At 37.8% G+C, this 22,846-nt stretch carries 26 protein-coding genes; 20 read left to right on the forward strand and 6 right to left on the reverse strand.

The features are described from left to right. The first annotated feature begins 171 nt into the window (after positions 1 to 171). The 9 genes from lacA to O3650_RS00835 all read left to right on the forward strand — a co-directional run bounded on the left by lacA (position 172) and on the right by O3650_RS00835 (position 8,340). Complete coding sequence (gene lacA / locus O3650_RS00795) at positions 172 to 597, forward strand: galactose-6-phosphate isomerase subunit LacA (protein ID WP_000029277.1); 426 nt, start codon at positions 172 to 174, stop codon at positions 595 to 597. Positions 598 to 745: 148 nt separating this feature from the next. Then, complete coding sequence (lacB, locus tag O3650_RS00800; protein ID WP_001216913.1) at positions 746 to 1,261, forward strand: galactose-6-phosphate isomerase subunit LacB; 516 nt, start codon at positions 746 to 748, stop codon at positions 1,259 to 1,261. Positions 1,262 to 1,271: 10 nt separating this feature from the next. Then, positions 1,272 to 2,201, forward strand: a complete 930-nt coding sequence (locus tag O3650_RS00805; RefSeq protein ID WP_203175457.1) for a tagatose-6-phosphate kinase — start codon at positions 1,272 to 1,274, stop codon at positions 2,199 to 2,201. A gap of 1 nt (position 2,202) precedes the next feature. Beyond that, the gene (gene lacD / locus O3650_RS00810) at positions 2,203 to 3,183 is read left to right on the forward strand and encodes a tagatose-bisphosphate aldolase (protein WP_001229114.1); all 981 of its coding nucleotides are present in this window, start codon (positions 2,203 to 2,205) and stop codon (positions 3,181 to 3,183) included. Between the two features lie 232 nt (positions 3,184 to 3,415). Beyond that, positions 3,416 to 4,252 (forward strand): PRD domain-containing protein, encoded by an 837-nt coding sequence (locus tag O3650_RS00815; RefSeq protein ID WP_203175455.1) that lies wholly within the window; start codon positions 3,416 to 3,418, stop codon positions 4,250 to 4,252. A 35-nt stretch (positions 4,253 to 4,287) separates the two neighbouring features. After that, positions 4,288 to 4,605: a PTS lactose/cellobiose transporter subunit IIA gene (locus O3650_RS00820; RefSeq protein ID WP_153193776.1), complete on the forward strand. Its 318-nt coding sequence runs from the start codon at positions 4,288 to 4,290 to the stop codon at positions 4,603 to 4,605. After that, a complete protein-coding gene (locus tag O3650_RS00825) occupies positions 4,605 to 6,296 on the forward strand; it encodes a lactose-specific PTS transporter subunit EIIC (RefSeq protein WP_153193775.1) in 1,692 nt (563 codons plus the stop codon). Before O3650_RS00820 ends, O3650_RS00825 begins: the two co-directional genes overlap by 1 nt. A 338-nt stretch (positions 6,297 to 6,634) precedes the next feature. Beyond that, positions 6,635 to 8,041, forward strand: a complete 1,407-nt coding sequence (lacG, locus tag O3650_RS00830) for a 6-phospho-beta-galactosidase (RefSeq protein WP_371491330.1) — start codon at positions 6,635 to 6,637, stop codon at positions 8,039 to 8,041. Between the two features lie 41 nt (positions 8,042 to 8,082). Continuing rightward, positions 8,083 to 8,340 (forward strand): DUF3884 family protein, encoded by a 258-nt coding sequence (locus O3650_RS00835; protein ID WP_153193773.1) that lies wholly within the window; start codon positions 8,083 to 8,085, stop codon positions 8,338 to 8,340. Positions 8,341 to 8,444: 104 nt separating this feature from the next. Here the strand turns inward: O3650_RS00835 and O3650_RS00840 are convergent, their stop codons facing one another. The 4 genes from O3650_RS00840 to nrdH all read right to left on the reverse strand — a co-directional run bounded on the left by O3650_RS00840 (position 8,445) and on the right by nrdH (position 12,970). Then, positions 8,445 to 9,212 (reverse strand): DeoR/GlpR family DNA-binding transcription regulator, encoded by a 768-nt coding sequence (locus O3650_RS00840; RefSeq protein WP_261091429.1) that lies wholly within the window; start codon positions 9,210 to 9,212, stop codon positions 8,445 to 8,447. 142 nt (positions 9,213 to 9,354) lie between these two features. After that, positions 9,355 to 10,317, reverse strand: coding sequence for a class 1b ribonucleoside-diphosphate reductase subunit beta (nrdF, locus tag O3650_RS00845; RefSeq protein ID WP_077805065.1), 963 nt, complete (start codon positions 10,315 to 10,317; stop codon positions 9,355 to 9,357). Between the two features lie 194 nt (positions 10,318 to 10,511). Next, entirely contained in the window at positions 10,512 to 12,671 is a 2,160-nt protein-coding gene (gene nrdE / locus O3650_RS00850) for a class 1b ribonucleoside-diphosphate reductase subunit alpha (protein WP_153193771.1), read from the reverse strand. A gap of 80 nt (positions 12,672 to 12,751) precedes the next feature. After that, positions 12,752 to 12,970, reverse strand: a complete 219-nt coding sequence (gene nrdH, locus O3650_RS00855) for a glutaredoxin-like protein NrdH (RefSeq protein ID WP_153193770.1) — start codon at positions 12,968 to 12,970, stop codon at positions 12,752 to 12,754. A gap of 350 nt (positions 12,971 to 13,320) precedes the next feature. On the opposite strand from nrdH, the gene O3650_RS00860 reads away from it, so the two are divergent. The 4 genes from O3650_RS00860 (at position 13,321) to O3650_RS00875 (ending at position 16,549) form a co-directional block, all read left to right on the forward strand. Then, entirely contained in the window at positions 13,321 to 13,584 is a 264-nt protein-coding gene (locus tag O3650_RS00860; protein WP_000146947.1) for a phosphocarrier protein HPr, read from the forward strand. Between the two features lie 5 nt (positions 13,585 to 13,589). Then, positions 13,590 to 15,323, forward strand: coding sequence for a phosphoenolpyruvate--protein phosphotransferase (gene ptsP, locus O3650_RS00865; protein ID WP_153193769.1), 1,734 nt, complete (start codon positions 13,590 to 13,592; stop codon positions 15,321 to 15,323). Positions 15,324 to 15,457: 134 nt separating this feature from the next. Then, positions 15,458 to 15,952: a YkgJ family cysteine cluster protein gene (locus O3650_RS00870; protein ID WP_000031466.1), complete on the forward strand. Its 495-nt coding sequence runs from the start codon at positions 15,458 to 15,460 to the stop codon at positions 15,950 to 15,952. Between the two features lie 57 nt (positions 15,953 to 16,009). Continuing rightward, positions 16,010 to 16,549 (forward strand): ClbS/DfsB family four-helix bundle protein, encoded by a 540-nt coding sequence (locus O3650_RS00875; RefSeq protein ID WP_261037578.1) that lies wholly within the window; start codon positions 16,010 to 16,012, stop codon positions 16,547 to 16,549. Positions 16,550 to 16,752: 203 nt separating this feature from the next. Here O3650_RS00875 and dhaQ read toward each other — a convergent pair whose 3' ends face one another. Together dhaQ and dhaS are read right to left on the reverse strand one after the other, a co-directional pair. Continuing rightward, positions 16,753 to 17,742 carry a DhaKLM operon coactivator DhaQ gene (gene dhaQ / locus O3650_RS00880; protein ID WP_101776693.1) on the reverse strand — a complete coding sequence of 330 codons (990 nt, stop codon included), beginning with the start codon at positions 17,740 to 17,742 and terminating at the stop codon, positions 16,753 to 16,755. Beyond that, on the reverse strand, positions 17,739 to 18,269 hold the full coding sequence (gene dhaS / locus O3650_RS00885) for a dihydroxyacetone kinase transcriptional activator DhaS (RefSeq protein ID WP_261084068.1): 531 nt from the start codon (positions 18,267 to 18,269) through the stop codon (positions 17,739 to 17,741). Before dhaS ends, dhaQ begins: the two co-directional genes overlap by 4 nt. Positions 18,270 to 18,422: 153 nt before the next feature. Between dhaS and dhaK the strand changes: the two genes are divergently transcribed. From dhaK to O3650_RS00920, 7 genes are all read left to right on the forward strand, one after another. Further along, positions 18,423 to 19,412 (forward strand): dihydroxyacetone kinase subunit DhaK, encoded by a 990-nt coding sequence (gene dhaK, locus O3650_RS00890; protein WP_101776695.1) that lies wholly within the window; start codon positions 18,423 to 18,425, stop codon positions 19,410 to 19,412. A 21-nt stretch (positions 19,413 to 19,433) separates the two neighbouring features. Continuing rightward, positions 19,434 to 20,009: a dihydroxyacetone kinase subunit DhaL gene (gene dhaL / locus O3650_RS00895; RefSeq protein WP_261084062.1), complete on the forward strand. Its 576-nt coding sequence runs from the start codon at positions 19,434 to 19,436 to the stop codon at positions 20,007 to 20,009. Further along, positions 20,009 to 20,383, forward strand: a complete 375-nt coding sequence (gene dhaM / locus O3650_RS00900; RefSeq protein ID WP_060805549.1) for a dihydroxyacetone kinase phosphoryl donor subunit DhaM — start codon at positions 20,009 to 20,011, stop codon at positions 20,381 to 20,383. Before dhaL ends, dhaM begins: the two co-directional genes overlap by 1 nt. Positions 20,384 to 21,028: 645 nt before the next feature. Continuing rightward, a complete protein-coding gene (locus O3650_RS00905; protein ID WP_060805548.1) occupies positions 21,029 to 21,760 on the forward strand; it encodes a hypothetical protein in 732 nt (243 codons plus the stop codon). A gap of 288 nt (positions 21,761 to 22,048) precedes the next feature. Next, entirely contained in the window at positions 22,049 to 22,240 is a 192-nt protein-coding gene (locus tag O3650_RS00910) for a hypothetical protein (RefSeq protein WP_060805547.1), read from the forward strand. Positions 22,241 to 22,270: 30 nt separating this feature from the next. Further along, entirely contained in the window at positions 22,271 to 22,483 is a 213-nt protein-coding gene (locus O3650_RS00915; RefSeq protein ID WP_033688775.1) for a hypothetical protein, read from the forward strand. A 48-nt stretch (positions 22,484 to 22,531) separates the two neighbouring features. Continuing rightward, complete coding sequence (locus O3650_RS00920; protein ID WP_060805583.1) at positions 22,532 to 22,750, forward strand: hypothetical protein; 219 nt, start codon at positions 22,532 to 22,534, stop codon at positions 22,748 to 22,750. Positions 22,751 to 22,846: the final 96 nt, after the last annotated feature.

The raw sequence follows: 22,846 nt of genomic DNA on the forward strand, positions 1-22,846 counted from the left end.
CTCTTTCGTGGAGAAAGATTATTTCTAGGAAACTGGTTTCCTAAACTTGAATAAGGTGTCATTCATCTCATTCAATCCAATTTGTCAATAAACTGCTAGAAAACTTTTTGTAGGTAAACTGCTAACTGTAAAAGGTTTTACTAGCCTAGAAAAATAAAAGGAGTATACAATATGTCTATTGTTATCGGTGCAGATGCTGCAGGTTTGAGATTGAAAGAAGTTGTGAAAGACTTCTTGGAAAAAGAAAACTTCCACGTTGTGGATGTTACAGCTGAAGGTCAAGACTTTGTTGATGTGACCCTTGCTGTTGCTGCAGAAGTAAACAAAGAAGAGCAAAACCTTGGTATCGTGATTGATGCTTATGGAGCTGGTCCATTTATGGTTGCAACTAAGATCAAAGGAATGGTTGCTGCAGAAGTATCTGACGAACGTTCAGCTTATATGACTCGTGGCCACAACAACTCACGTATGATCACTATGGGTGCACAACTTGTTGGTGATGAATTGGCTAAAAACATCGCTAAAGGATTTGTTAACGGTAAATACGATGGTGGACGTCACCAAATTCGGGTCGATATGTTGAACAAAATGTGCTAATACTCTTCAAAAATCAAGATAATCTGTCGTCAGCTCACTTTAGCTAACCTCAGTTATGCTCGCAGCTCGCTTCCTAAGCTAATCTTGATTTTTCTTGAGTAAGGATAAATGATATTAGATTTATATAATTAATCGGAGGGAATAACTAATGAGAATTGCAATTGGATGTGACCACATCGTAACAGATGAAAAAATGGCGGTTTCAGAATTTTTGAAATCAAAAGGATATGAAGTTATTGACTTTGGTACATATGACCATACACGTACTCACTACCCAATCTTTGGTAAAAAAGTAGGGGAAGCTGTAACTAGTGGTCAAGCTGATCTTGGAGTATGTATCTGTGGTACTGGTGTTGGTATCAACAACGCTGTAAATAAAGTTCCAGGTGTCCGTTCTGCCTTGGTTCGTGATATGACAACAGCTCTTTATGCAAAAGAACAATTGAATGCCAACGTTATCGGTTTTGGTGGTAAGATTACTGGTGAATTGCTCATGTGTGACATCATCGAAGCTTTCATACATGCTGAATACAAACCATCTGAAGAAAACAAGAAATTGATTGCGAAAATTGAACACGTTGAAAGTCACAATGCTCAACAAACAGACGCAAACTTCTTCACTGAATTCCTTGAAAAATGGGATCGCGGAGAATACCACGATTAAGAGGTGACTTATGATTTTAACAGTCACAATGAACCCATCCATTGATATTTCCTATCCCTTGGATGAGTTGAAGATTGATACTATCAATCGTGTGGTGGATGTAACCAAAACGGCTGGTGGTAAGGGACTCAATGTTACCCGAGTACTTTCAGAATTTGGAGATTCTGTTCTTGCTACTGGTTTAGTGGGTGGTAAACTTGGTGATTTTTTGGTTGAACATATCGATAATCAAGTAAAGAAAGATTTCTTCTCAATTCAGGGAGAAACTCGTAACTGTATCGCTATTCTCCACGGAGACAACCAAACAGAAGTTCTTGAAAAAGGTCCTGAAGTATTGGAACAGGAAGGTCAAGACTTTTTGGAACATTTCAAAAAACTCTTAGAGTCAGTTGAAGTAGTAGCCATCTCAGGTAGTCTGCCGGCTGGCCTTCCAGTTGATTACTATGCGAGCTTGGTAGAACTTGCTAATCAAGCTGGCAAGCCTGTTGTCTTGGACTGCTCTGGTGCAGCACTTCAGGCTGTTCTTGAATCACCACATAAACCAACAGTCATCAAACCAAATAATGAGGAATTATCTCAGCTTCTTGGAAGAGAAGTTTCTGAGGATTTGGATGAATTAAAAGAAGTACTTCAAGAACCTTTGTTTGCAGGTATTGAATGGATTATCGTTTCACTTGGTGCCAACGGTGCTTTTGCCAAACATGGTGACACTTTCTACAAGGTAGATATTCCTAGAATTCAGGTGGTCAACCCTGTCGGATCTGGAGACTCTACTGTGGCAGGAATTTCTTCAGGACTGCTTCACAAAGAATCGGATGCAGCATTACTCATCAAGGCAAATGTCCTTGGTATGCTCAATGCTCAAGAAAAAATGACTGGTCATGTCAACATGGCCAACTATCAAGCTCTATATGATCAATTAATAGTAAAAGAGGTATAAAATGGCTTTAACAGAACAAAAACGTGCACGCTTAGAAAAACTTTCTGATGAAAATGGTATCATCTCAGCTCTTGCATTTGACCAACGTGGTGCTTTGAAACGCCTCATGGCTCAACACCAAACAGAAGAACCAACAGTGGCTCAAATGGAAGAACTTAAAGTTTTGGTAGCAGATGAATTGACTAAATACGCTTCATCTATGCTTCTTGACCCTGAGTATGGACTTCCAGCAACTAAAGCTCTTGATGAAAAAGCTGGTCTTCTCCTTGCTTATGAAAAAACAGGTTATGATACAACAAGTACAAAACGCTTGCCAGACTGCTTGGATGTTTGGTCTGCAAAACGTATTAAAGAAGAAGGTGCAGATGCAGTTAAATTCTTGCTTTACTATGATGTAGATAGCTCAGACGAACTCAACCAAGAAAAACAAGCTTACATCGAACGTATCGGTTCTGAATGTGTGGCTGAAGATATCCCATTCTTCCTTGAAATCCTTGCTTACGATGAAAAAATTGCTGACGCTGGTTCTGTAGAATACGCGAAAGTAAAACCACACAAAGTTATCGGTGCTATGAAAGTCTTCTCAGACCCACGCTTTAACATTGATGTCTTGAAAGTAGAAGTTCCTGTTAACATTAAATATGTTGAAGGCTTCGCTGAGGGTGAAGTAGTTTACACACGTGAAGAAGCAGCAGCATTCTTCAAAGCACAAGATGAAGCAACTAACTTGCCATATATCTACTTGAGTGCTGGTGTATCAGCTAAACTTTTCCAAGATACTCTTGTATTTGCTCATGAATCAGGTGCAAACTTCAATGGAGTTCTTTGTGGCCGTGCTACATGGGCTGGATCAGTTGAAGCTTATATCAAAGATGGTGAAGCAGCAGCTCGTGAATGGCTTCGCACAACTGGATTTGAAAACATTGATGAGCTCAATAAAGTTCTTCAAACAACAGCGACTTCATGGAAAGAACGCGTGTAAGCAAGTCCTTCTAGGTTAGGAACATGAATCTAAAAAAATTTAAAAAAGTTGTATGTAAAGGTTTACAAAATAACTTACTTGTGCTATACTTAAATCACAAGTTAATACAAGGTGAGTGTTACTAAGTAATATTAGGCATGATCACAGGTGAATTAGAAATCGGATGATTTTCTAGTTCATTTGTGGTCATTTTTTATACTCATATACCTTTAAGATATAAAAGGAGGTTTACATGTATCGAATTCTAAATCCAATGAATCACAATGTCTCGCTTGTCAGAAATGATAAAGGAGAAGAAGTGATTGTGATTGGTAAGGGGATTACATTTGGAAAGAAGAAAGGGGATTTGATTGCTGAACATCAGGTTGAGAAAATCTTTCGGATGAAGACCGAAGAGTCAAGAGAAAACTTTATGGCTCTTCTCAAAGATGTTCCGCTTGATTTTATCACAGTGACCTATGAAATCATTGATAAGCTATCAAAGAAATATCATTATCCGATTCAAGAGTATCTCTACGTAACCTTGACAGATCATATTTACTGTTCTTACCAAGCTCTAGCACAAGGAAGGTACAAGGATAGTAATCTACCAGATATTTCCGCTAAGTATCCTGTTGCTTTTCAAATCGCAAATGAAGCATTTGAAATTTATCGTCAAAAACTGACCGATCATTTTCCTGAGGACGAAATTATTCGGATTGCTTATCATTTCATTAATGCCGAAGGTGAAAATGAAGTGGAACTTGTGGAGTCGATTGATAAGAGGAAAGAAATTCTCAGGAATGTTGAAGAAGTTTTAACGGACTATGCAATTCAACGAACTAAAGAGAATAACCATTTCTATGATCGTTTTATGATTCATTTGAATTATTTCTTGGATTATTTAGACAGATCTAGAGATGATAACCAATCACTTCTGGATATGGAAGATCATATTAAACAATCCTATCCAAAAGCCTTCGAGATTGGTTCCAAAATCTATGATGTGATTACACAACATACGGGTCTTGATTTGTATAAAAGTGAACGAGTTTATCTAGTTCTACATATCCAACGTTTATTGTCATAAAAATTTAATTAAAACTATATAAGGAGAATTCTATCATGAATAGAGAAGAAGTAACATTGTTAGGTTTTGAAATCGTAGCCTATGCTGGCGATGCTCGTTCAAAACTATTGGAAGCCTTGAAGACTGCTGAAGCTGGTGATTTTGAAAAAGCGGACGCTCTGGTAGAGGAAGCTGGTAGCTGTATCGCAGAGGCACACCACGCGCAAACAAGTCTATTGACTAAGGAAGCTTCTGGTGAGGACTTAGCGTATAGTGTGACCATGATGCATGGCCAAGACCACTTGATGACAACTGTCTTGTTAAAAGATTTGATGCACCACTTAATCGAACTTTATAAGAGAGGAGTTAAATAATGAATAAACTAATTGCATTTATCGAGAAAGGAAAACCTTTCTTTGAGAAATTATCTCGTAATATCTATCTTCGTGCTATTCGTGATGGTTTCATTGCAGGTATGCCTGTTATTCTCTTCTCAAGTATTTTTATCTTGATTGCCTTTGTACCAAACTCATGGGGCTTTAAATGGTCTGATGAAGTTGTAGCCTTTCTTATGAAACCTTACAGCTATTCAATGGGTATTCTGGCTCTCTTGGTAGCTGGTACAACAGCTAAGTCATTGACCGACTCAGTAAACCGTAGCATGGAGAAAACCAATCAAATCAACTATATGTCAACACTGTTAGCAGCGATTGTTGGTTTGTTGATGTTGGCAGCTGATCCTATCGAAAATGGTCTAGCTACTGAATTCTTGGGGACAAAAGGTTTGCTTTCAGCCTTCCTTGCTGCCTTTGTTACTGTAGCTATCTATAAGGTTTGTGTTAAGAACAACGTCACTATTCGTATGCCTGACGAAGTTCCACCAAATATCTCACAAGTCTTTAAAGATGTGATTCCATTCACTCTATCTGTTGTTTCTCTTTATGCTCTTGACTTATTAGCACGTCATTTTGTTGGTTCTAGCGTAGCAGAATCAATCGGTAAATTCTTTGCACCATTATTCTCTGCTGCTGATGGTTATCTAGGTATTACGATTATCTTTGGTGCCTTTGCCTTCTTCTGGTTTGTTGGTATCCATGGTCCATCTATCGTTGAGCCTGCTATCGCAGCTATTACCTATGCAAATGCCGAAGTCAACTTGAACCTTCTTCAACAAGGTATGCACGCTGACAAGATTCTTACTTCTGGTACACAAATGTTTATCGTTACCATGGGTGGTACTGGTGCGACACTGGTTGTTCCATTCATGTTCATGTGGTTAACAAAATCTAAACGTAACCGTGCAATTGGTCGTGCTTCAGTAGTTCCAACATTCTTTGGTGTAAATGAACCAATCTTGTTTGGTGCACCGCTTGTATTGAACCCGATTTTCTTCATTCCATTTATTTTTGCCCCTATCGCAAACGTTTGGATTTTCAAATTCTTTATTGAAACACTTGGAATGAACTCATTTACTGCTAATCTACCATGGACAACTCCAGCTCCACTAGGTCTAGTTCTTGGCACGAACTTCCAAGTTCTATCATTCATTCTTGCTGCTCTTCTAATCGTGGTTGACGTAGTAATTTACTACCCATTCCTTAAAGTATATGATGAACAAATTCTTGAAGAAGAACGTTCAGGTAATTCTAATGATGAATTGAAAGAAAAAGTTGCTGCAAACTTCAACACTGCAAAAGCAGATGCTATTCTTGAAAAAGCTGGTGTAGAAGCAGCACAAAATACAATCACTGAAGAAACAAATGTCCTCGTTCTCTGTGCAGGTGGAGGGACAAGTGGACTTCTTGCAAATGCTTTGAATAAGGCAGCTGCAGAATACAATGTTCCTGTGAAAGCAGCAGCAGGTGGTTATGGTGCTCACCGTGAAATGTTACCAGAGTTTGATTTGGTTATCCTTGCCCCTCAAGTTGCTTCAAACTTTGAAGACATGAAAGCAGAAACAGATAAACTCGATATTAAACTTGCGAAAACAGAGGGAGCTCAATACATCAAATTAACTCGTGATGGAAAAGGTGCTCTAGCATTTGTACAAGCTCAATTCGATTAACGATAGGGACTGTGAAACAGTCTCCTCTCGTTACGGAAATCGCTATGGCGAATTTCCTAATCGCCTTGTTAATTCGTCGGTAAAAAGATATCGTTTTTACCTCCTCATGTCACAATTCGATTAATAATAGGGACTATGAAACAGTCTCCTCTCGTTACGGAAATCGCTATGGCGAATTTCCTAATCGCCTTATTAATTCGTCGGTAAAAAGATATCGTTTTTACCTCCTCATGTCACAATTCGGTGACTTGGTACAAGAAGTGAGATGGAGAAGGATGGCTCACTGACTCCTCTCCTCTCACTTTTACTTTATTTAAATCAAGAAATAGGTGAAAAAAATGACAAAAACATTACCAAAAGACTTTATTTTTGGTGGCGCAACAGCTGCCTATCAAGCAGAAGGTGCTACACATACTGATGGTAAAGGAGCAGTAGCGTGGGATAAATATCTTGAAGATAATTACTGGTACACTGCAGAACCAGCCAGTGATTTTTACAATCGATATCCAGTTGACCTCAAGTTGGCAGAAGAGTATGGTGTCAATGGTATTCGAATTTCCATTGCTTGGTCACGTATTTTCCCAACCGGTTACGGTCAAGTAAATCAGAAAGGTGTCGAGTTTTATCATAATTTATTTGCAGAGTGCCACAAACGTCATGTTGAGCCCTTTGTAACTCTTCATCACTTTGATACGCCAGAAGCTCTACATTCAAATGGAGATTTCTTAAACCGTGAAAACATTGAACACTTTGTCGACTACGCTGCCTTCTGTTTTGAAGAATTTCCAGAAGTAAACTATTGGACAACCTTTAATGAAATTGGGCCAATTGGTGATGGTCAATACTTGGTTGGAAAATTCCCTCCAGGTATTCAGTACGACCTTGCCAAAGTTTTCCAATCGCACCACAATATGATGGTTTCTCATGCGCGTGCAGTCAAGCTATATAAAGATAAAGGTTATAAAGGTGAAATTGGTGTTGTTCACGCACTGCCAACCAAGTATCCTTTGGATCCTAAAAATCCAGCAGATGTTCGTGCTGCTGAATTGGAAGATATCATCCACAATAAATTTATCTTGGATGCAACTTATCTAGGTCACTATTCAGCTGAAACGATGGAAGGTGTCAACCATATCTTATCAGTCAATGGTGGTAGCTTGGATCTTCGTGAAGAAGATTTCACAGCATTAGAAGTTGCGAAAGACTTGAACGACTTCCTTGGAATTAATTACTATATGAGTGACTGGATGGAAGCATTTGATGGAGAAACTGAAATTATTCATAATGGTAAGGGTGAGAAAGGAAGCTCTAAATACCAAATCAAAGGTGTTGGTCGTCGTGTAGCTCCTGACTATGTACCACGTACGGATTGGGATTGGATTATCTACCCTCAAGGTTTGTATGACCAAATCATGCGCGTGAAGAAAGATTATCCGAACTACAAGAAGATTTACATCACTGAAAATGGTCTCGGCTATAAAGACGAGTTCGTTGATAATACTGTTTACGATGATGGCCGTATTGATTATGTCAAACAACACTTAGAGGTCTTGTCTGATGCTATTGCAGATGGAGCTAATGTAAAAGGCTACTTCATTTGGTCATTGATGGACGTCTTCTCATGGTCAAACGGATATGAGAAACGTTACGGTCTTTTCTATGTAGACTTTGAAACTCAAGAACGTTATCCTAAGAAATCAGCTCACTGGTACAAGAAAGTAGCGGAAAGTCAGATTATAGACTAGTAGAATTAGTAATTAGATATAGAATTCTAGTGAGGCAAAAGATGTTCAAAGATTTTATCCAATCTATTTATGAAAAAGTTTATATTATAAATTTCGAAAAATGTTCTCAAATACCTTGTTTGACGAATGAAGAACTGAAAAGTCTCGGAAAATGGTATGTCTCTACCGGTAAAGAATGGATTTGCCATTCAGACTATGAGCTGGAAGAATTTAAAAATATCTTTTTAAATTTTATCAGTCCTGAAGAACGGGATAACATCTCCTTTGATTCAGATTTTATGCCGTTTCAACAATCATAAAGAATCTAGGAAACTCTTTGTAAAAATCTTCATCAAAAAATGCGTCATATCAAGATTCTTATTTTCTTGATATGACGCATTTTATTTTTTATCAATTCTCATTTTTATGGTTTAGAAAGAATAATTTTTGTTTGTTTCGAAAGTTGTTCGAAGGTTTCTTTGCTCAGTTTAGAGTCTGAAACGACGGTATCAATATCAGAGATATTGTAGAAGGTATAGAAATCAAATTTATTGAACTTACTATTGTCAGCTAGTAAGTATTTTTTATTGGAATTATTGAGGGCGATGCGTTGGGATTCACCTTCCTCTTCACTAAAGGTCGCAATCGCATTGTCCTGAATACCATTACAGCTTACGAAAGCTTTAGAAAATTGCAAATTGGCCAAGTTTTGCAAGGTTAGTGTTCCCACAAAGGCTCCGGTGATGGAGCGGTAATTTCCACCAATTAAAATCAAATCTGTTAGTTTTCGTTCGTTTAGGATGAGAAAGACTGGTAAACTGTTTGTTACAACACGGATATTATCAATTGGAAGTTCACGGGCAAAAGATTCCAAGGTTGTACCTGGCCCAATAAAAATGGTTTCACCCTCATCAATTAAATGGCCTGCAAAACGGCTAATTTCTTGTTTTTCTGCGATTTGTAAGCTTTGTTTTTCAATATTGGAACGTTCATTATTTAAAATAGAACCTGTGCGAATTTTCTCAGCTCCCCCGTGCACCCGAACAAGTAAATCCTTGTCTGCCAACTCTTGCAAGTAGCGTCTAGCAGTCATATCTGATACATCCAAGCGAGTCATGATTTCTTTGACAGTAATAGTTCCCTTTGTATTTACCGTTTCTAGAATATTATCTAGTTTTTCCTGCTTTAGCATCGTTATCACCTCTATTTCTATTACTATTTTATCATAAAGTATTCAATCAATCAATTTAAAAAACAAAAGAAAACAAAAACAAAAATATCATGGTTGTTTTAAACAAACCATGATATTTGTTATCACTTCTGAAATTGTTGACTTAGTCCAAACCGTAGTTGTAGTCATCGTCTTGCATGGCTTCAACTTCGCCAAGAAGGTAACCATTTCCGACTTGAGAGAAGAAGTCGTGGTTAGATGTTCCTGTTGAAATACCGTTCATGACGATTGGATTGACATCATCTGCTGAGTCTGGGAAAAGTGGATCTTGTCCCAGGTTCATGAGTGCCTTGTTAGCATTGTAGCGAAGGAAGGTTTTGACTTCTTCCGTCCAACCAACACCGTCATAGAGGCTCTCTGTATAACCTTCTTCATTCTCGTAAAGAGTATAGAGCAGATCGTACATCCATTCTTTGAGTTTTTCTTGCTCTTCTTCAGGTAATTCATTGAAACCGAGTTGGAATTTATAACCGATGTAGGTTCCGTGAACAGACTCATCACGAATAATTAATTTAATAATTTCCGCAACGTTGGCTAGTTTGTTGTTACCAAGATAGTAGAGGGGAGTGAAGAAACCAGAGTAGAAGAGGAAAGTTTCAAGGAAGACGCTGGCAACTTTCTTTTCAAGTGGGCTACCGTTTAGGTAGATTTCGTTGACGATCTCAGCCTTCTTTTGTAGGTAAGGATTGGTATTGGTCCATTCGAAAATTTCTTCAATCTCAGCCTTTGTATTCAAGGTAGAAAAGATTGATGAGTAAGATTTAGCGTGGACAGACTCCATAAATTGGATGTTATTGAAAACAGCTTCCTCATGTGGTGTACGGATGTCTGCTCGAAGGGCTTGAACCCCTGTTTCAGATTGCATAGTGTCGAGAAGGGTTAAACCACCAAAGACTTTTCCAACCAAGTCTTTTTCTATATTTGATAGCTTTCTCCAGTCATCCAAGTCATTTGACAAGGGAATACGTGTATCAAGCCAGAATTGCTCCGTCAGTTTTTCCCAAGTTGATTTGTCGATGACATCTTCGATGGCATTCCAGTTAATGGCTTTGTAGTAAGTTTCCATTTGAAATCTCTTTCTGTGTTTAGTATTGCGAACTCACAATTACTTCTATTTTATCATAATTCTAGAGGAGTATCGCACAAAAAGTCGGAAGCCCGACTTTCTTGTTTTTCCATAGTATAGCTGCTTATTCCTGTTTAGTTTAGCAGGGTGAATGAATCACTTATCTGAGAAAATGTAGTTTTCTCAAGCAAAGATTAAATCACACAGCTTTCACATTGGTTGGCACCGACTTCTCCACCATCATCTGTAAAGGTACGGACGTAGTAGATAGACTTGATACCCTTGTTAAAGGCATAGTTACGAAGGATAGACAAGTCACGTGTCGTTTGTTTGTTTTCTTTCTTCCATTCGTAAAGTCCTTTTGGAATGTCACTACGCATGAAGAGAGTGAGTGAAAGTCCTTGGTCCACGTGCTCAGTTGCAGCAGCATAGACATCAATCACTTTACGCATATCCATGTCGTAGGCAGAAGTGTAGTAAGGAATGGTTTCTGTTGACAATCCAGCAGCAGGATAGTAGATTTTACCGATTTTCTTTTCTTGACGTTCTTCGATACGTTGCGTAATCGGGTGGATAGAAGCCGAAACGTCATTGATGTAACTGATAGAACCATTTGGCGCTACAGCAAGGCGGTTTTGGTGGTAAAGTCCATCTGCTTGAACCTTGTCGCGAAGTTCAGCCCAGTCAGCAGCACTTGGGATAAAGACATCTTTGAAAAGTTCTTTAACACGGTCTGATTTTGGAAGGAATTCGCCAGTTACATACTTGTCGAAGTAGCTTCCGTTAGCATAGTCTGATTTTTCAAAGTTGTGGAAGGTGATACCACGTTCACGCGCGATATTGTTTGACTCAACCAAAGTCCAGTAGTTCATAAGCATAAAGTAGATGCTTGTAAATTCAACAGACTCAGGCGATCCGTATTCAATCAATTGTTGGGCAAGGTAGCTGTGAAGTCCCATGGCACCAAGACCAAAGGTATGAGCTTGGCTATTTCCGTGGTTGATGGTAGGAACAGCTACGATGTGCGAACTATCTGTAACGAAAGTAAGGGCACGAACCATAGCACGGATAGAACGACCAAAGTCAGGTGAAGTCATCATGTTAACCACGTTGGTTGAACCAAGGTTACATGAAACGTCCGTTCCCATTTGAAGGAATTCTTGAGCATCGTTGATCAAGCTTGGTTCTTGAACTTGAAGAATCTCAGAACACAAGTTACTCATGATAATCTTACCATCAACAGGATTTGCACGGTTAGCCGTATCAATGTTGACGACATAAGGGTAACCAGACTCTTGTTGCAATTTAGAGATTTCAGTTTCCAAATCACGCGCCTTGATTTTTGTCTTGCGAATATTTGGATTTGCGACTAGTTCATCGTATTTTTCAGTGATGTCAATGTAGTTGAATGGCACACCGTATTCAAGTTCTACAGAGTATGGGCTGAAGAGGTACATTTCTTCATTTTTACGAGCTAGTTCGTAGAATTTATCGGGCACCACAACACCAAGTGAAAGGGTCTTGACACGAACTTTTTCATCGGCGTTTTCTTTCTTAGTTGAAAGGAAAGCGATGATATCTGGGTGGAAGACGTTGAGGTAGACAACACCAGCACCTTGACGTTGACCCAATTGGTTTGAGTAAGAGAAGCTATCTTCGAAAAGTTTCATAACTGGAACGACCCCAGAAGCTGCTCCTTCATATCCTTTGATAGGTGCACCAGCTTCACGAAGGTTGCTGAGGGAAATTCCCACTCCACCACCGATACGTGAAAGTTGAAGGGCAGAGTTGATAGAACGTCCAATAGAGTTCATGTCATCTGTGACCTGAATCAAGAAACAGGATACCAACTCCCCACGACGAGCACGTCCAGCATTCAAGAAGGAAGGTGTGGCAGGTTGGTAGCGTTGGTGGATGATTTCATTTGCAATATCGATTGCAACAGCTTCATTCCCATCAGCGAAATAAAGGGCGTTAAAGAAGACACGGTCTTCCATGCTTTCAAGATAGTATTCACCGTCGTTAGTCTTCAAGGCATATTGATTATAGAACTTATAGGCAGCCATGAAAGACTTGAATTGGAAGTTTTGTTCTTTGATAAATTGAGACAATTCTTCCAAAAATTCTGGACGGTATTTCTTGATAAAGGCTGTTTCGATGTAGTTGTGTTCAATGAGGTAGTTGATTTTATCAGTAATTGAATCAAAAACCATAGTGTTTGGAACTACATTTTCTTTAAAGAAGGCATCCAAGGCTTCCTTATCTTTATGAAGCATGATTTGTCCATTAACAGGACGGTTGATTTCGTTATTGAGACGGAAGTAAGTCACGTCTTCAAGATGTTTTAATCCCATAAAATTTCCCTTATCTAATTACAAAAGAAAGGCTTCTAAGTTAGCCCTAGAAGCAGTTTCTTCTGGATGATGTACTAAGATTATGCTAATTGTTTCAATTTTCCTGGTTGGAAACCTGAAAAGACTTCAGTTGGTGTTTGGATAACAGGAGCTGCGCTGAAACCGAGCTCTTTAACTTGATCGATGTACTCAGGTTGCTCATCAAGATTGATTTCATGATAAGCGACATTATTACTGTCCAAGAAACGTTTGGTCATCTTACATTGGACACAGTTGTTTTTAGAATAAACGGTTACCATTGTGTAACTCCTCTTTCAAAATAGATTACTTTCTTAGTATATCAGAAAATAAATTTTTGTCAATGATTTGAAACTAAATATAGTGGTCTATTTTTCTACTCGAGGTCACAAAACACAATATGTAGTGTTTGTTTTGTGAAATAGTGATAGTTATCCTACAAGTAGTTTTTTGGAAAACTATATCCTGTGTTTTGTTATCTAGAATAGAAGATTTTCAGGAAGTTATCTGAAAGGAAATCGAATAAATCCCATAAAATGCTTGAAAAAAATCCGAGAAGATGATATAATACCAAATTGTAAGGGTTATCACATATAACTCAAAAAAGAAAGAACAAAAGGAGAGTCAAACTATGGCTTCTAAAGATTTCCACGTAGTGGCAGAAACAGGTATTCACGCACGTCCAGCAACATTGTTGGTACAAACTGCTAGCAAATTTGCTTCAGATATCACTCTTGAGTACAAAGGTAAATCAGTTAACCTTAAATCAATCATGGGTGTTATGAGTCTTGGTGTTGGCCAAGGTGCTGACGTAACTATCTCAGCTGAAGGTGCAGATGCAGATGACGCTATCGCTGCAATCTCAGAAACAATGGAAAAAGAAGGATTGGCATAAGGAAAATGACAGAAATGCTTAAAGGAATCGCGGCATCTGACGGTGTTGCAGTTGCAAAAGCATATCTACTCGTTCAACCGGATTTGTCATTCGAGACTGTTTCAGTCGAAGATACAAACGCAGAAGAGGCTCGTTTGGATGTAGCTCTTGAAGCTTCTCAAAACGAGCTTTCTCTTATCCGTGAGAAAGCTGTAGGTACGCTTGGTGAAGAAGCGGCTCAAGTTTTTGACGCTCATTTGATGGTTCTTTCTGACCCAGAATTGATTGGTCAGATTAAAGAAACAATCCGTGCCAAGAAAGTCAATGCAGAAGCAGGTCTTAAAGAAGTGACTGACATGTTCATCACTATCTTTGAAGGCATGGAAGACAACCCATACATGCAAGAACGTGCAGCGGATATCCGCGACGTGACAAAACGTGTGTTGGCAAACCTTCTTGGTAAGAAATTGCCAAACCCAGCTTCAATCAATGAAGAAGTAATCGTGATTGCGCATGACTTGACACCATCTGATACAGCTCAATTGGACAAAAACTTTGTAAAAGCTTTTGTAACAAACATCGGTGGACGTACAAGCCACTCAGCTATCATGGCACGTACACTTGAAATTGCAGCTGTATTGGGAACAAATAACATCACTGAAGTAGTGAAAGACGGTGATATCCTTGCCGTTAACGGAATTACTGGTGAAGTGATTATCAACCCAACAGATGAACAAGCGGCAGAATTTAAAGCAGCTGGTGAAGCTTATGCTAAACAAAAAGCTGAATGGGCACTTTTGAAAGATGCTCAAACAGTGACTGCTGACGGTAAACACTTCGAGTTGGCAGCTAACATCGGTACTCCAAAAGACGTTGAAGGTGTTAACAACAACGGTGCTGAAGCTGTTGGACTTTACCGTACAGAATTCTTGTACATGGATTCTCAAGACTTCCCAACTGAAGATGAGCAGTATGAAGCATACAAGGCTGTACTTGAGGGAATGAATGGTAAACCAGTAGTTGTTCGTACAATGGATATCGGTGGAGATAAGGAACTTCCTTACTTCGATATGCCACACGAAATGAACCCATTCCTTGGATTCCGTGCCCTTCGTATCTCTATTTCTGAAACTGGAGATGCAATGTTCCGTACACAAATCCGCGCTCTTCTTCGTGCTTCTGTTCATGGTCAATTACGTATCATGTTCCCAATGGTTGCCCTTTTGAAAGAATTCCGTGCAGCCAAAGCAGTTTATGAAGAAGAAAAAGCAAACCTTTTTGCTGAAGGTGTTGCAGTTGCGGATGATATCCAAGTTGGTATCATGATTGAAATCCCTGCAGCAGCTATGCTTGCAGACCAATTTGCAAAAGAAGTAGACTTCATGTCAATTGGTACAAACGACTTGATCCAATACTCAATGGCAGCAGACCGTATGAACGAGCAAGTTTCATACCTTTACCAACCATATAACCCATCAATCCTTCGCTTGATCAACAACGTTATCAAGGCAGCTCACGCTGAAGGTAAATGGGCTGGTATGTGTGGTGAGATGGCTGGTGACCAAAAAGCTGTTCCACTTCTTGTCGGAATGGGCTTGGATGAGTTCTCTATGTCAGCAACATCTGTACTTCGTACACGTAGCTTGATGAAGAAATTGGACACTGCTAAGATGGAAGAGTACGCTAACCGTGCCCTTACAGAGTGTTCAACAATGGAAGAAGTTCTTGAACTTCAAAAAGAATACGTTAACTTCGATTAATGTCATTAACCTTGTAACCTAGTTGCAAGGTTTTTTTGACGCATTTTGGAAAAGTATAGTCTTATAAAGTACACTTTTAAATGCTCCAGAGGCATGGTATAATAGGGGGAAGTAAATAGAATAAGAGAGAAACCATGTCTAAAGAAATTGATATTGAGTACTACCACCAGCTAGCCTTGCAAAAGCAAAAGGAACACCGTAAAATTTTAGCCAATCTAAAGAAAAAACCTCCTAAAAACCTAGACAAGATAGCCCAGCAGATTCACCAAGAAGTTTTTGAGGAAATTGATTGCACTGCCTGTGCCAACTGTTGCAAGACATTGGGACCTGACTTTAAAGAAGCGGATATTACACGAATTGCTAAGTATTTTAAGATGAAATTACCAGCTTTTGAAGCTGAATTCCTTCAGGTAGATGAAGATGGGGATAAGGTTTTTAAATCCATGCCTTGTCCCTTTCTAGGAGGAGATAATCTTTGTTCCATCTATGATGTTCGTCCCAAGGCCTGCCGAGAGTTCCCCCATACAGATCGCAAAAAGATCCATCAAATCAACCATTTGACGATTAAGAATACTTTGACCTGTCCAGCAGCCTATCTCTTTGTTGAGAAATTAAAGGATAAGTTATAGAGATTTTAAGAATAAAAAATTTCTAATAATAACTAACAATATGAAGGGAGAACTCCTGTGCCTAGACCGAAAACAAAAGAGGAGCTAGTGCTGGCCTCTAAGGAAAACTATGAAAAGCTCAAACGTTTCATCTCCCAACTAAGTGAAGATGAGATACAGACTCCATTTGATTTTTCAAGAGACCCAAAGAAAAAAGAAGTTCACTGGAAAAGGGATAAAAATCTACGGGATGTCTTGATCCATCTTTATGAATGGCATCAGTTACTTTTGACTTGGGTACATTCTAATCAAAAAGGTCACGAAAGAACTTTTCTCCCTGAACCTTATAATTGGAAAACTTATGGAGAAATGAATGTCGCTTTTTGGAAGAAGCACCAGAAAACCTCCTTAGAAGAAGCGACTAGACTCCTAGAACAATCACATAGAGAGGTTTTAGAGTTGATAGAAGTTTTTAGCAATGACGAACTCTTTACCAAAGGTGTCTATAAGTGGACGGGAGGAACAAGTCTAGGTTCCTACTTTGTTAGTAGCACGTCAAGTCACTATGATTGGGCTAGCAAAAAACTCAAAGCACATCAGAAGAATTGTAAGGGATAGATGGCCTATTTGAAATAGAAAGAATGAGTTCTTTTAAACGTAATACTCTTCGAAAATCAAATTCAAACTGCGTCAACGTCGCCTTGCCGTACTCAAGTACAGCCTGCGGCTAGTTTCCTAGTTTGCTTTTTGATTTTCATTGAGTATAAGATAAAAGCAAAGGGCTACCAAGTGATGGAGCCCTTTTGATTTATACAAGCAAATTACCATGCAAAAGCTGTCGTTGGAGCATTGAGCGCTTCTAACCATTGTTTATTTTTCGCAGGGCAAAGAGTTACGGATATACCTGCCATATCTAGACTGGTCATAAATGTTCCTGATTTTATAAAGGTAATAGTGACTCCTTCAATTTCTAAGAGTTGAAGGAGATCATTGATAAATATGCCCATTTCTAAGTTGCTGGTAGTGCCTAGATTATTTACAAGCAATATAAATTGATCACCCTTTTTCCAATGATAGTGCAATCTTAATTTACTTATAATTTCATTTGCAAGGATTTCCGATGATTGGAATGGGACGATACGATAGCCTTCTTCGCCATGTATCCCAATACCATAAGAAATATTTCCTTCTTCTAAGTTAAATAGTGGACGGGTGGCTTGGGGGAGACTAGCAGCTTTCGTTGCAAAGCCAATTGTTGCGATTTCGGGAGCAAGCTGATGACCTAAATCAGTTAGTTGCTCGATGTCGGCACCATTTTGAGCTGCATATCCTAGAACTTTATGAAGTAAAATAGTACCTGCAAGCCCTCTTCCTCTAATTTGAAATCTATTGTGAGGTTCAATAGAAATATCGTCGTGTGCTAGACTATAGCCGACCTTAATTCCTTCTTGTCTAGCAGTATTAATGGCCCAGCTAAATTCTTTGATGTCTGCTTCGAAATTTTTTACAATGATGAAGACACCTTGACCATTATTTAAAAAACGAATGGACTCTAAGATTTCAGTTCTTGTAGGAGGAGTAAATAATTGGCCATAGATAGCAGCAGTAAGCATTCCTTCTCCCACATATCCAATATGAGCGGGTTCGTGACCTGAACCTCCACCCGACAATATTGGAACTTGATAAGAATTACGATTTTTTTGATAGACTAATGGTAAGGTAGGGTGTTTTTCTAATTCAGGATGACTGCTGACAGTTGCTGAAATGTAACTTGAAATAATTTTCTGTTTATGATTTGAAATAAATGTCATTGTGGTCTCTTTCCAATAATTGTCATGATTAGAAAGTCTGGTTGTGGAACTGGACTTTTTTTATTGACGTAAGCCTTCACGATTTCTGCTAGAGCATGTGAATGGTAGTCTAACAAAAAATAAGTATAAGCAGATGAATCGATATCAATCTGACCATATTCTCTTAAAATTTTTGATACAAGCAAGCGACAGTAGTTGATAAATTGGTCATAGAAGTTATTTTGCCCTTGAATATCAAAAAGTTGAATATAAAAGTCACGCTCTTGTTCGAAATAAAGAAATAATTCTTGTAATAGTTTTTGGCCTGAAATGAAGTCCAAGTTGTTGGTGATGTACTCGGTTAAGTCAGTTTCAAATATCCAGTCTAGCAGTTCATATTTGTCAAGAAAGTGATTATAAAAGGTCTGTCTACGGATGCCAGCTGATTCCATGATATCTACAATAGAGATTTTGTCAAATTCTCTAGTAGCTAATAGGTCTCTAAATGCCTTAGCAATCCGTTTTTTTGTAATAAGTGATGATGCCATAGGAAACCTTTCTTTTACTTACTTCATTTTACCAAAAAATTTTTTTAAACGGGTTTAAAAGGGGACAAATAATAGAATCTGTCCCTTATCAGCCAGCAGTAAAAAATATATAATGAAAGCGAAAACAAAGGTAAATACCGAAAGGAGTTTCTCATGAAAAAAATTATAAATGAACCGACACAAGTTGTTGATGAAATGTTGCAGGGCTTGTCATTTATGCATGATGACTTGGTAGAACGGTTAGATGGTTTTGATGTCATCGTTAGAAAGGTAGAAAAGACAGGGAAAGTTGGGCTCATTTCAGGTGGAGGCTCAGGACATGAACCAAGTCATGCTGGATTTGTAGGAGATGGAATGTTGTCTGCTGCTATTTGTGGAGCAGTCTTTACTTCACCTACTCCGGATCAAATTTTAGAAGCCATTAAGGCAGCTGATGAAGGTGCTGGAGTTTTCATGGTTATCAAGAACTATTCTGGAGACATCATGAACTTTGAAATTGCACAAGAACTTGCTGAAATGGAAGGTATTGATGTAGCAAGTGTTGTAGTCGATGATGATATTGCTGTTGAAAATAGTCTCTATACCCAAGGTCGCCGCGGTGTTGCTGGTACTATATTAGTCCATAAAATTTTGGGTGATGCGGCTCGTTCTGGTAAATCTTTATCTGAAATGAAGGAACTGGCTGATAAACTTGTCTTAGAAATTAAAACAATTGGGCTGGCCTTGTCTGGAGCAACTGTTCCTGAAGTTGGTAAACCAGGATTTGTTCTAGAAGATGATGAATTTGAATATGGTGTTGGTATTCACGGTGAGCCAGGATATAAAAAAGAGAAAATGCAACCTTCAGCACAATTGGCCTCAGAATTGGTTGAAAAACTATCTGAAGGTTTCCAACTTAAGGCTGGTGAACGCTATGGCCTTCTCATCAATGGTTTAGGAAGCACCCCTCTGATGGAGCAATATGTATTTGCAAATGATGTGGCTAAATTACTCCATGAAAAAGGTGTTGAGTTGGCATTTAAGAAAATTGGAAACTATATGACTTCAATCGATATGGCTGGTTTGTCATTGACATTGATTCGATTGGCAGATGATGAGTGGTTGGATGCTTTAAATGCACCTGTTACAACATCAGCTTGGTAAAACTCAAGGAGGAAATGTCGAATGAATGCTGAACAAGCTCTTGAATGGATGAAGCTTTTTAATGAAAAGATTCAAGAACAGAAAGATTATCTTAGTGAGCTAGACACTCCTATAGGAGATGGAGACCACGGTGGAAATATGGCGCGTGGAATGGTTGCAGTTATGGAAAACTTAGAAGGAAAGCAATTTGAGACCAGCAGTGATGTCTTTAAACTTGTCTCAATGCAACTACTGAGTAAGGTAGGCGGTGCTTCTGGTCCCTTGTATGGCTCTGCTTTTATGGGCATGGCCAAGGCTGATTCTCATTCAAAATTAGAAGAAACCTTACAAAGTGGTCTGGATATGATTGTCAAACGTGGGAAAGCAGAAGTTGGAGAGAAGACAATGGTTGACGTTTGGACTCCCGTTATTGCTGCCTTGTCTGCTGGTCAATTGACTCATGAGATTATTGATGAGGTAGTGAATGCTACCAAAGATTTACTTGCAACTAAAGGAAGGGCATCTTATGTAGGAGAACGTTCTCTTGGACATATTGATCCTGGGTCATTTTCATCAGGATTACTCTTTACTGCTCTTTTAGAAACTGGGGTGGTTTAATGGGAAGTATTGGTCTTGTTATCGTTTCACATTCCAAACACATTGCACAAGGTGTCGTTGAACTAATTAGTGAAGTAGCTAAAGATGTTCCGATTACTTATGTAGGAGGAACCGAAGATGGAGGAATTGGAACGAGTTTTGATCAAGTAGACAGGGTTGTTTTTGAAAATCCAGCAGATACTTTATTAGCTTTTTTTGACCTCGGCTCTGCTAAAATGAACTTAGAAATGGTGGCTGATTTCAGTGATAAGAGTATCATCATCAACAGGGTTCCAATTGTAGAAGGAGCCTATACTGCAGCAGCTCTTCTTCAGGCTGGTGCAGAACTATCAGTTATTCAAACACAGTTGACGGAGCTTGAAATCAATAAATAAGGAATTTTACTATAACTTTTTTTATAGGTGGGCTATTGATTATCTCAACTATCAAATTTTAAGTAAATAATTTCAAAATCAGAAAGGGATTGCTTTATGTAGTTCCTTTTTAATGTAAAAGGAGTAGAATCATAGAGTTTCTAAATTGTTCATCATTCAAAGCTGATTGTGATAGAACTATTCTAGCTTTAGAATCCTTCAAAAATTAACATTTAAGGCGATCAATGGCTTAGAAGAGTGCGAAAACATTTAGTTTATAGGAATTCTAGATCTAGAATTACATGGATATTTATAAAGTCGGGATATTCGATAGTTAGGATTGTTCTATTCTGAAAGATTTGGGCTGTCAATCTTCTAGAATAGTAGTTTGCCAATGAATTTTGTTGAAAGATTCCTTGTTTTATGGTAGTCTAAAGTAAAAGAAAGCCTTATCATTATATTTGTAGCTTTAATCTGACTTGGTTTAGGTCTAGAAGAAGGATAGATCTTTTTGGGATTTTTAATAACAATTATATTTTCACTTGCAAAAAATGTATTTCAACTTTACCTAATGTAGAAGAAGGAAATATCATAAAATGCTTATGACTTGTTTGAAAGAGAATGTAAACTAAAAATGGATTCCCTTTACATATTAGGAGTAGGTAGATGAGTAATCTAGAGTCAATTCGTAAAGCGCATATCATCGTGTGGGGTGCCTATCTATTTTTATCATTAAGGGCGCCGCTAATTAGCAGCACAGAGTATTTCTTGCTTATTTTTTTAGCGTTTCTCTATTCGATAGTATCGCTCCCTATATATTCAGTGAAAAATAAAATAGTATCTATCTGCCTAGCCATAAATTCGATTCTGTTAATGAGTTTCCCGATTTTAATCAATAAATATTTCCCAGGAAACGTTTCTACTTATTTCGTATTAATAAGTATTTTTATCCTGGAGTTCTTAATCTTTAATAAAATTGGTAGAGATTTTGATACTAGATTAGCTAGTGAATATAGGAAAATCAGTCAGTTTAAAAGTAAGATGTCTCAATCTCCTTGGATAAAATATTTAGAGATTTCTAGTTTTATATTAACTATATTTCCATTTATTCTTCATGGTACAGTTGCTAATCGTGTATTTGCTCTTATCTTTTTGATAAAAATTTGTGTAGATACTACGATAAAGGTTCTATTAAATAGAATCTTTAATTCAAGTGAGATGATGAAAAGGAGAATATTTTCTCTTTTTGTACTAGATTTGATTGTCTATATATTTTTAGGCTATGTTTTAGCAATGCAAAAAGATGGATACCTATTTTCAATTCTACTAATTTTTTCTAATTTCTCACTTCCCTTTATCAGAGAAAAAGAGTATAAGTTATTTAAAAATAAGAAATAAGATAAATAAGGTTAAATCTTACTTCTCTTTAAAATCAAATCAGGTAGAGAAAGGATATCTTATCTAGGTAACAAAGTGCTTTAAACGCAGTCGACGATTACTGATTAGAGAACTATCCTAACCATGCAACGTTAAAGAGGAGAAATCTTATGAAACTCGTATCACCAAATAATTATGTTGCTATTGAGTAAGAAGAGATGAGGTGTCTTGATGGGGGATTATCTCTACATAAAGACGGAGGAATGTTACAGTAAACGTAGCCATTGATTATTTTATGGGAGACTCAACATGTTTAAACTAACTGATAAAGTCAGAGTGGCATCTGCTCTTTTAGGGGCAAGTTCCATATTGATTAGTATGTATCTTATACCTTTTATTAAAACTGAGAATAAATTTTGGGAGATACTTTTATTTATTTTAGGTGTATTGCTAATTGGAATTGCATTACTAAGTCATAAAAAAATTAAATTTTGGAAATAGCGTTAGTGAGAAGAACAGGATGATAGTATTATGATGGTTGTTTTAATTTTGATGGTTGTGGTGTTTTTGTATTATGTAATTACAGAGTATTTTCAGAATAGTTATATTGACTGTATACTATTTCTAACATTGCTGATTTCTCATTTGATATGGGATTACTATTTTTTGCCCATTGAAGTTTTAGTGGCATTAAGTGGAGTAAATTTGCTGTCAAGATTATTCAAAAAAATGAGAAGTCAATAGATCTGTTAGTGGATTATAAAGATGAAAGGTAAAATTGGGATATTTAAAATGAAACATTTTTTTGCTGGTATCGGAGAGATAAAATTAGCTTTCTACATTTTATATGTTTTGCTAGGTCTAGCACCTTTATTTCACACTTACATAATAAATGCTGAAACAGGGGTAGGAAAATCAGTTTTAACTATTATAGGGGTAGTCTCCGTATTTATGTTGACTATTGCTCGAATTTATAGGAGATTTTTCTACAATAAAAATAAACTTGACTAGAATAGTATGGGTTAGTTAATCCATTAGAACTATTATTCTTTGTGATACTATACTACTTTTAAGTTTTTACATTAAACAGCTGGCTGAAGTGAAAGT

The sequence above is a fragment of the Streptococcus sp. 20925_1_24 genome (genome assembly GCF_041432335.1).
Taxonomy (GTDB): domain Bacteria; phylum Bacillota; class Bacilli; order Lactobacillales; family Streptococcaceae; genus Streptococcus; species Streptococcus mitis_BM.

Excerpts from the sequence above, each read along its gene's own strand:
- lacA (WP_000029277.1), top strand. The coding sequence starts at position 172 with ATGTCTATTGTTATCGGTGCAGATGCTGCAGGTTTGAGATTGAAAGAA.
- lacB (WP_001216913.1), top strand. The coding sequence starts at position 746 with ATGAGAATTGCAATTGGATGTGACCACATCGTAACAGATGAAAAAATG.
- O3650_RS00805 (WP_203175457.1), top strand. The coding sequence starts at position 1,272 with ATGATTTTAACAGTCACAATGAACCCATCCATTGATATTTCCTATCCC.
- lacD (WP_001229114.1), top strand. The coding sequence starts at position 2,203 with ATGGCTTTAACAGAACAAAAACGTGCACGCTTAGAAAAACTTTCTGAT.
- O3650_RS00815 (WP_203175455.1), top strand. The coding sequence starts at position 3,416 with ATGTATCGAATTCTAAATCCAATGAATCACAATGTCTCGCTTGTCAGA.
- O3650_RS00820 (WP_153193776.1), top strand. The coding sequence starts at position 4,288 with ATGAATAGAGAAGAAGTAACATTGTTAGGTTTTGAAATCGTAGCCTAT.
- O3650_RS00825 (WP_153193775.1), top strand. The coding sequence starts at position 4,605 with ATGAATAAACTAATTGCATTTATCGAGAAAGGAAAACCTTTCTTTGAG.
- lacG (WP_371491330.1), top strand. The coding sequence starts at position 6,635 with ATGACAAAAACATTACCAAAAGACTTTATTTTTGGTGGCGCAACAGCT.
- O3650_RS00835 (WP_153193773.1), top strand. The coding sequence starts at position 8,083 with ATGTTCAAAGATTTTATCCAATCTATTTATGAAAAAGTTTATATTATA.
- O3650_RS00840 (WP_261091429.1), bottom strand. The coding sequence starts at position 9,212 with ATGCTAAAGCAGGAAAAACTAGATAATATTCTAGAAACGGTAAATACA.
- nrdF (WP_077805065.1), bottom strand. The coding sequence starts at position 10,317 with ATGGAAACTTACTACAAAGCCATTAACTGGAATGCCATCGAAGATGTC.
- nrdE (WP_153193771.1), bottom strand. The coding sequence starts at position 12,671 with ATGGGATTAAAACATCTTGAAGACGTGACTTACTTCCGTCTCAATAAC.
- nrdH (WP_153193770.1), bottom strand. The coding sequence starts at position 12,970 with ATGGTAACCGTTTATTCTAAAAACAACTGTGTCCAATGTAAGATGACC.
- O3650_RS00860 (WP_000146947.1), top strand. The coding sequence starts at position 13,321 with ATGGCTTCTAAAGATTTCCACGTAGTGGCAGAAACAGGTATTCACGCA.
- ptsP (WP_153193769.1), top strand. The coding sequence starts at position 13,590 with ATGACAGAAATGCTTAAAGGAATCGCGGCATCTGACGGTGTTGCAGTT.
- O3650_RS00870 (WP_000031466.1), top strand. The coding sequence starts at position 15,458 with ATGTCTAAAGAAATTGATATTGAGTACTACCACCAGCTAGCCTTGCAA.
- dhaQ (WP_101776693.1), bottom strand. The coding sequence starts at position 17,742 with ATGACATTTATTTCAAATCATAAACAGAAAATTATTTCAAGTTACATT.
- dhaS (WP_261084068.1), bottom strand. The coding sequence starts at position 18,269 with ATGGCATCATCACTTATTACAAAAAAACGGATTGCTAAGGCATTTAGA.
- dhaK (WP_101776695.1), top strand. The coding sequence starts at position 18,423 with ATGAAAAAAATTATAAATGAACCGACACAAGTTGTTGATGAAATGTTG.
- dhaL (WP_261084062.1), top strand. The coding sequence starts at position 19,434 with ATGAATGCTGAACAAGCTCTTGAATGGATGAAGCTTTTTAATGAAAAG.
- dhaM (WP_060805549.1), top strand. The coding sequence starts at position 20,009 with ATGGGAAGTATTGGTCTTGTTATCGTTTCACATTCCAAACACATTGCA.
- O3650_RS00905 (WP_060805548.1), top strand. The coding sequence starts at position 21,029 with ATGAGTAATCTAGAGTCAATTCGTAAAGCGCATATCATCGTGTGGGGT.
- O3650_RS00910 (WP_060805547.1), top strand. The coding sequence starts at position 22,049 with ATGTTTAAACTAACTGATAAAGTCAGAGTGGCATCTGCTCTTTTAGGG.
- O3650_RS00915 (WP_033688775.1), top strand. The coding sequence starts at position 22,271 with ATGATGGTTGTTTTAATTTTGATGGTTGTGGTGTTTTTGTATTATGTA.
- O3650_RS00920 (WP_060805583.1), top strand. The coding sequence starts at position 22,532 with ATGAAACATTTTTTTGCTGGTATCGGAGAGATAAAATTAGCTTTCTAC.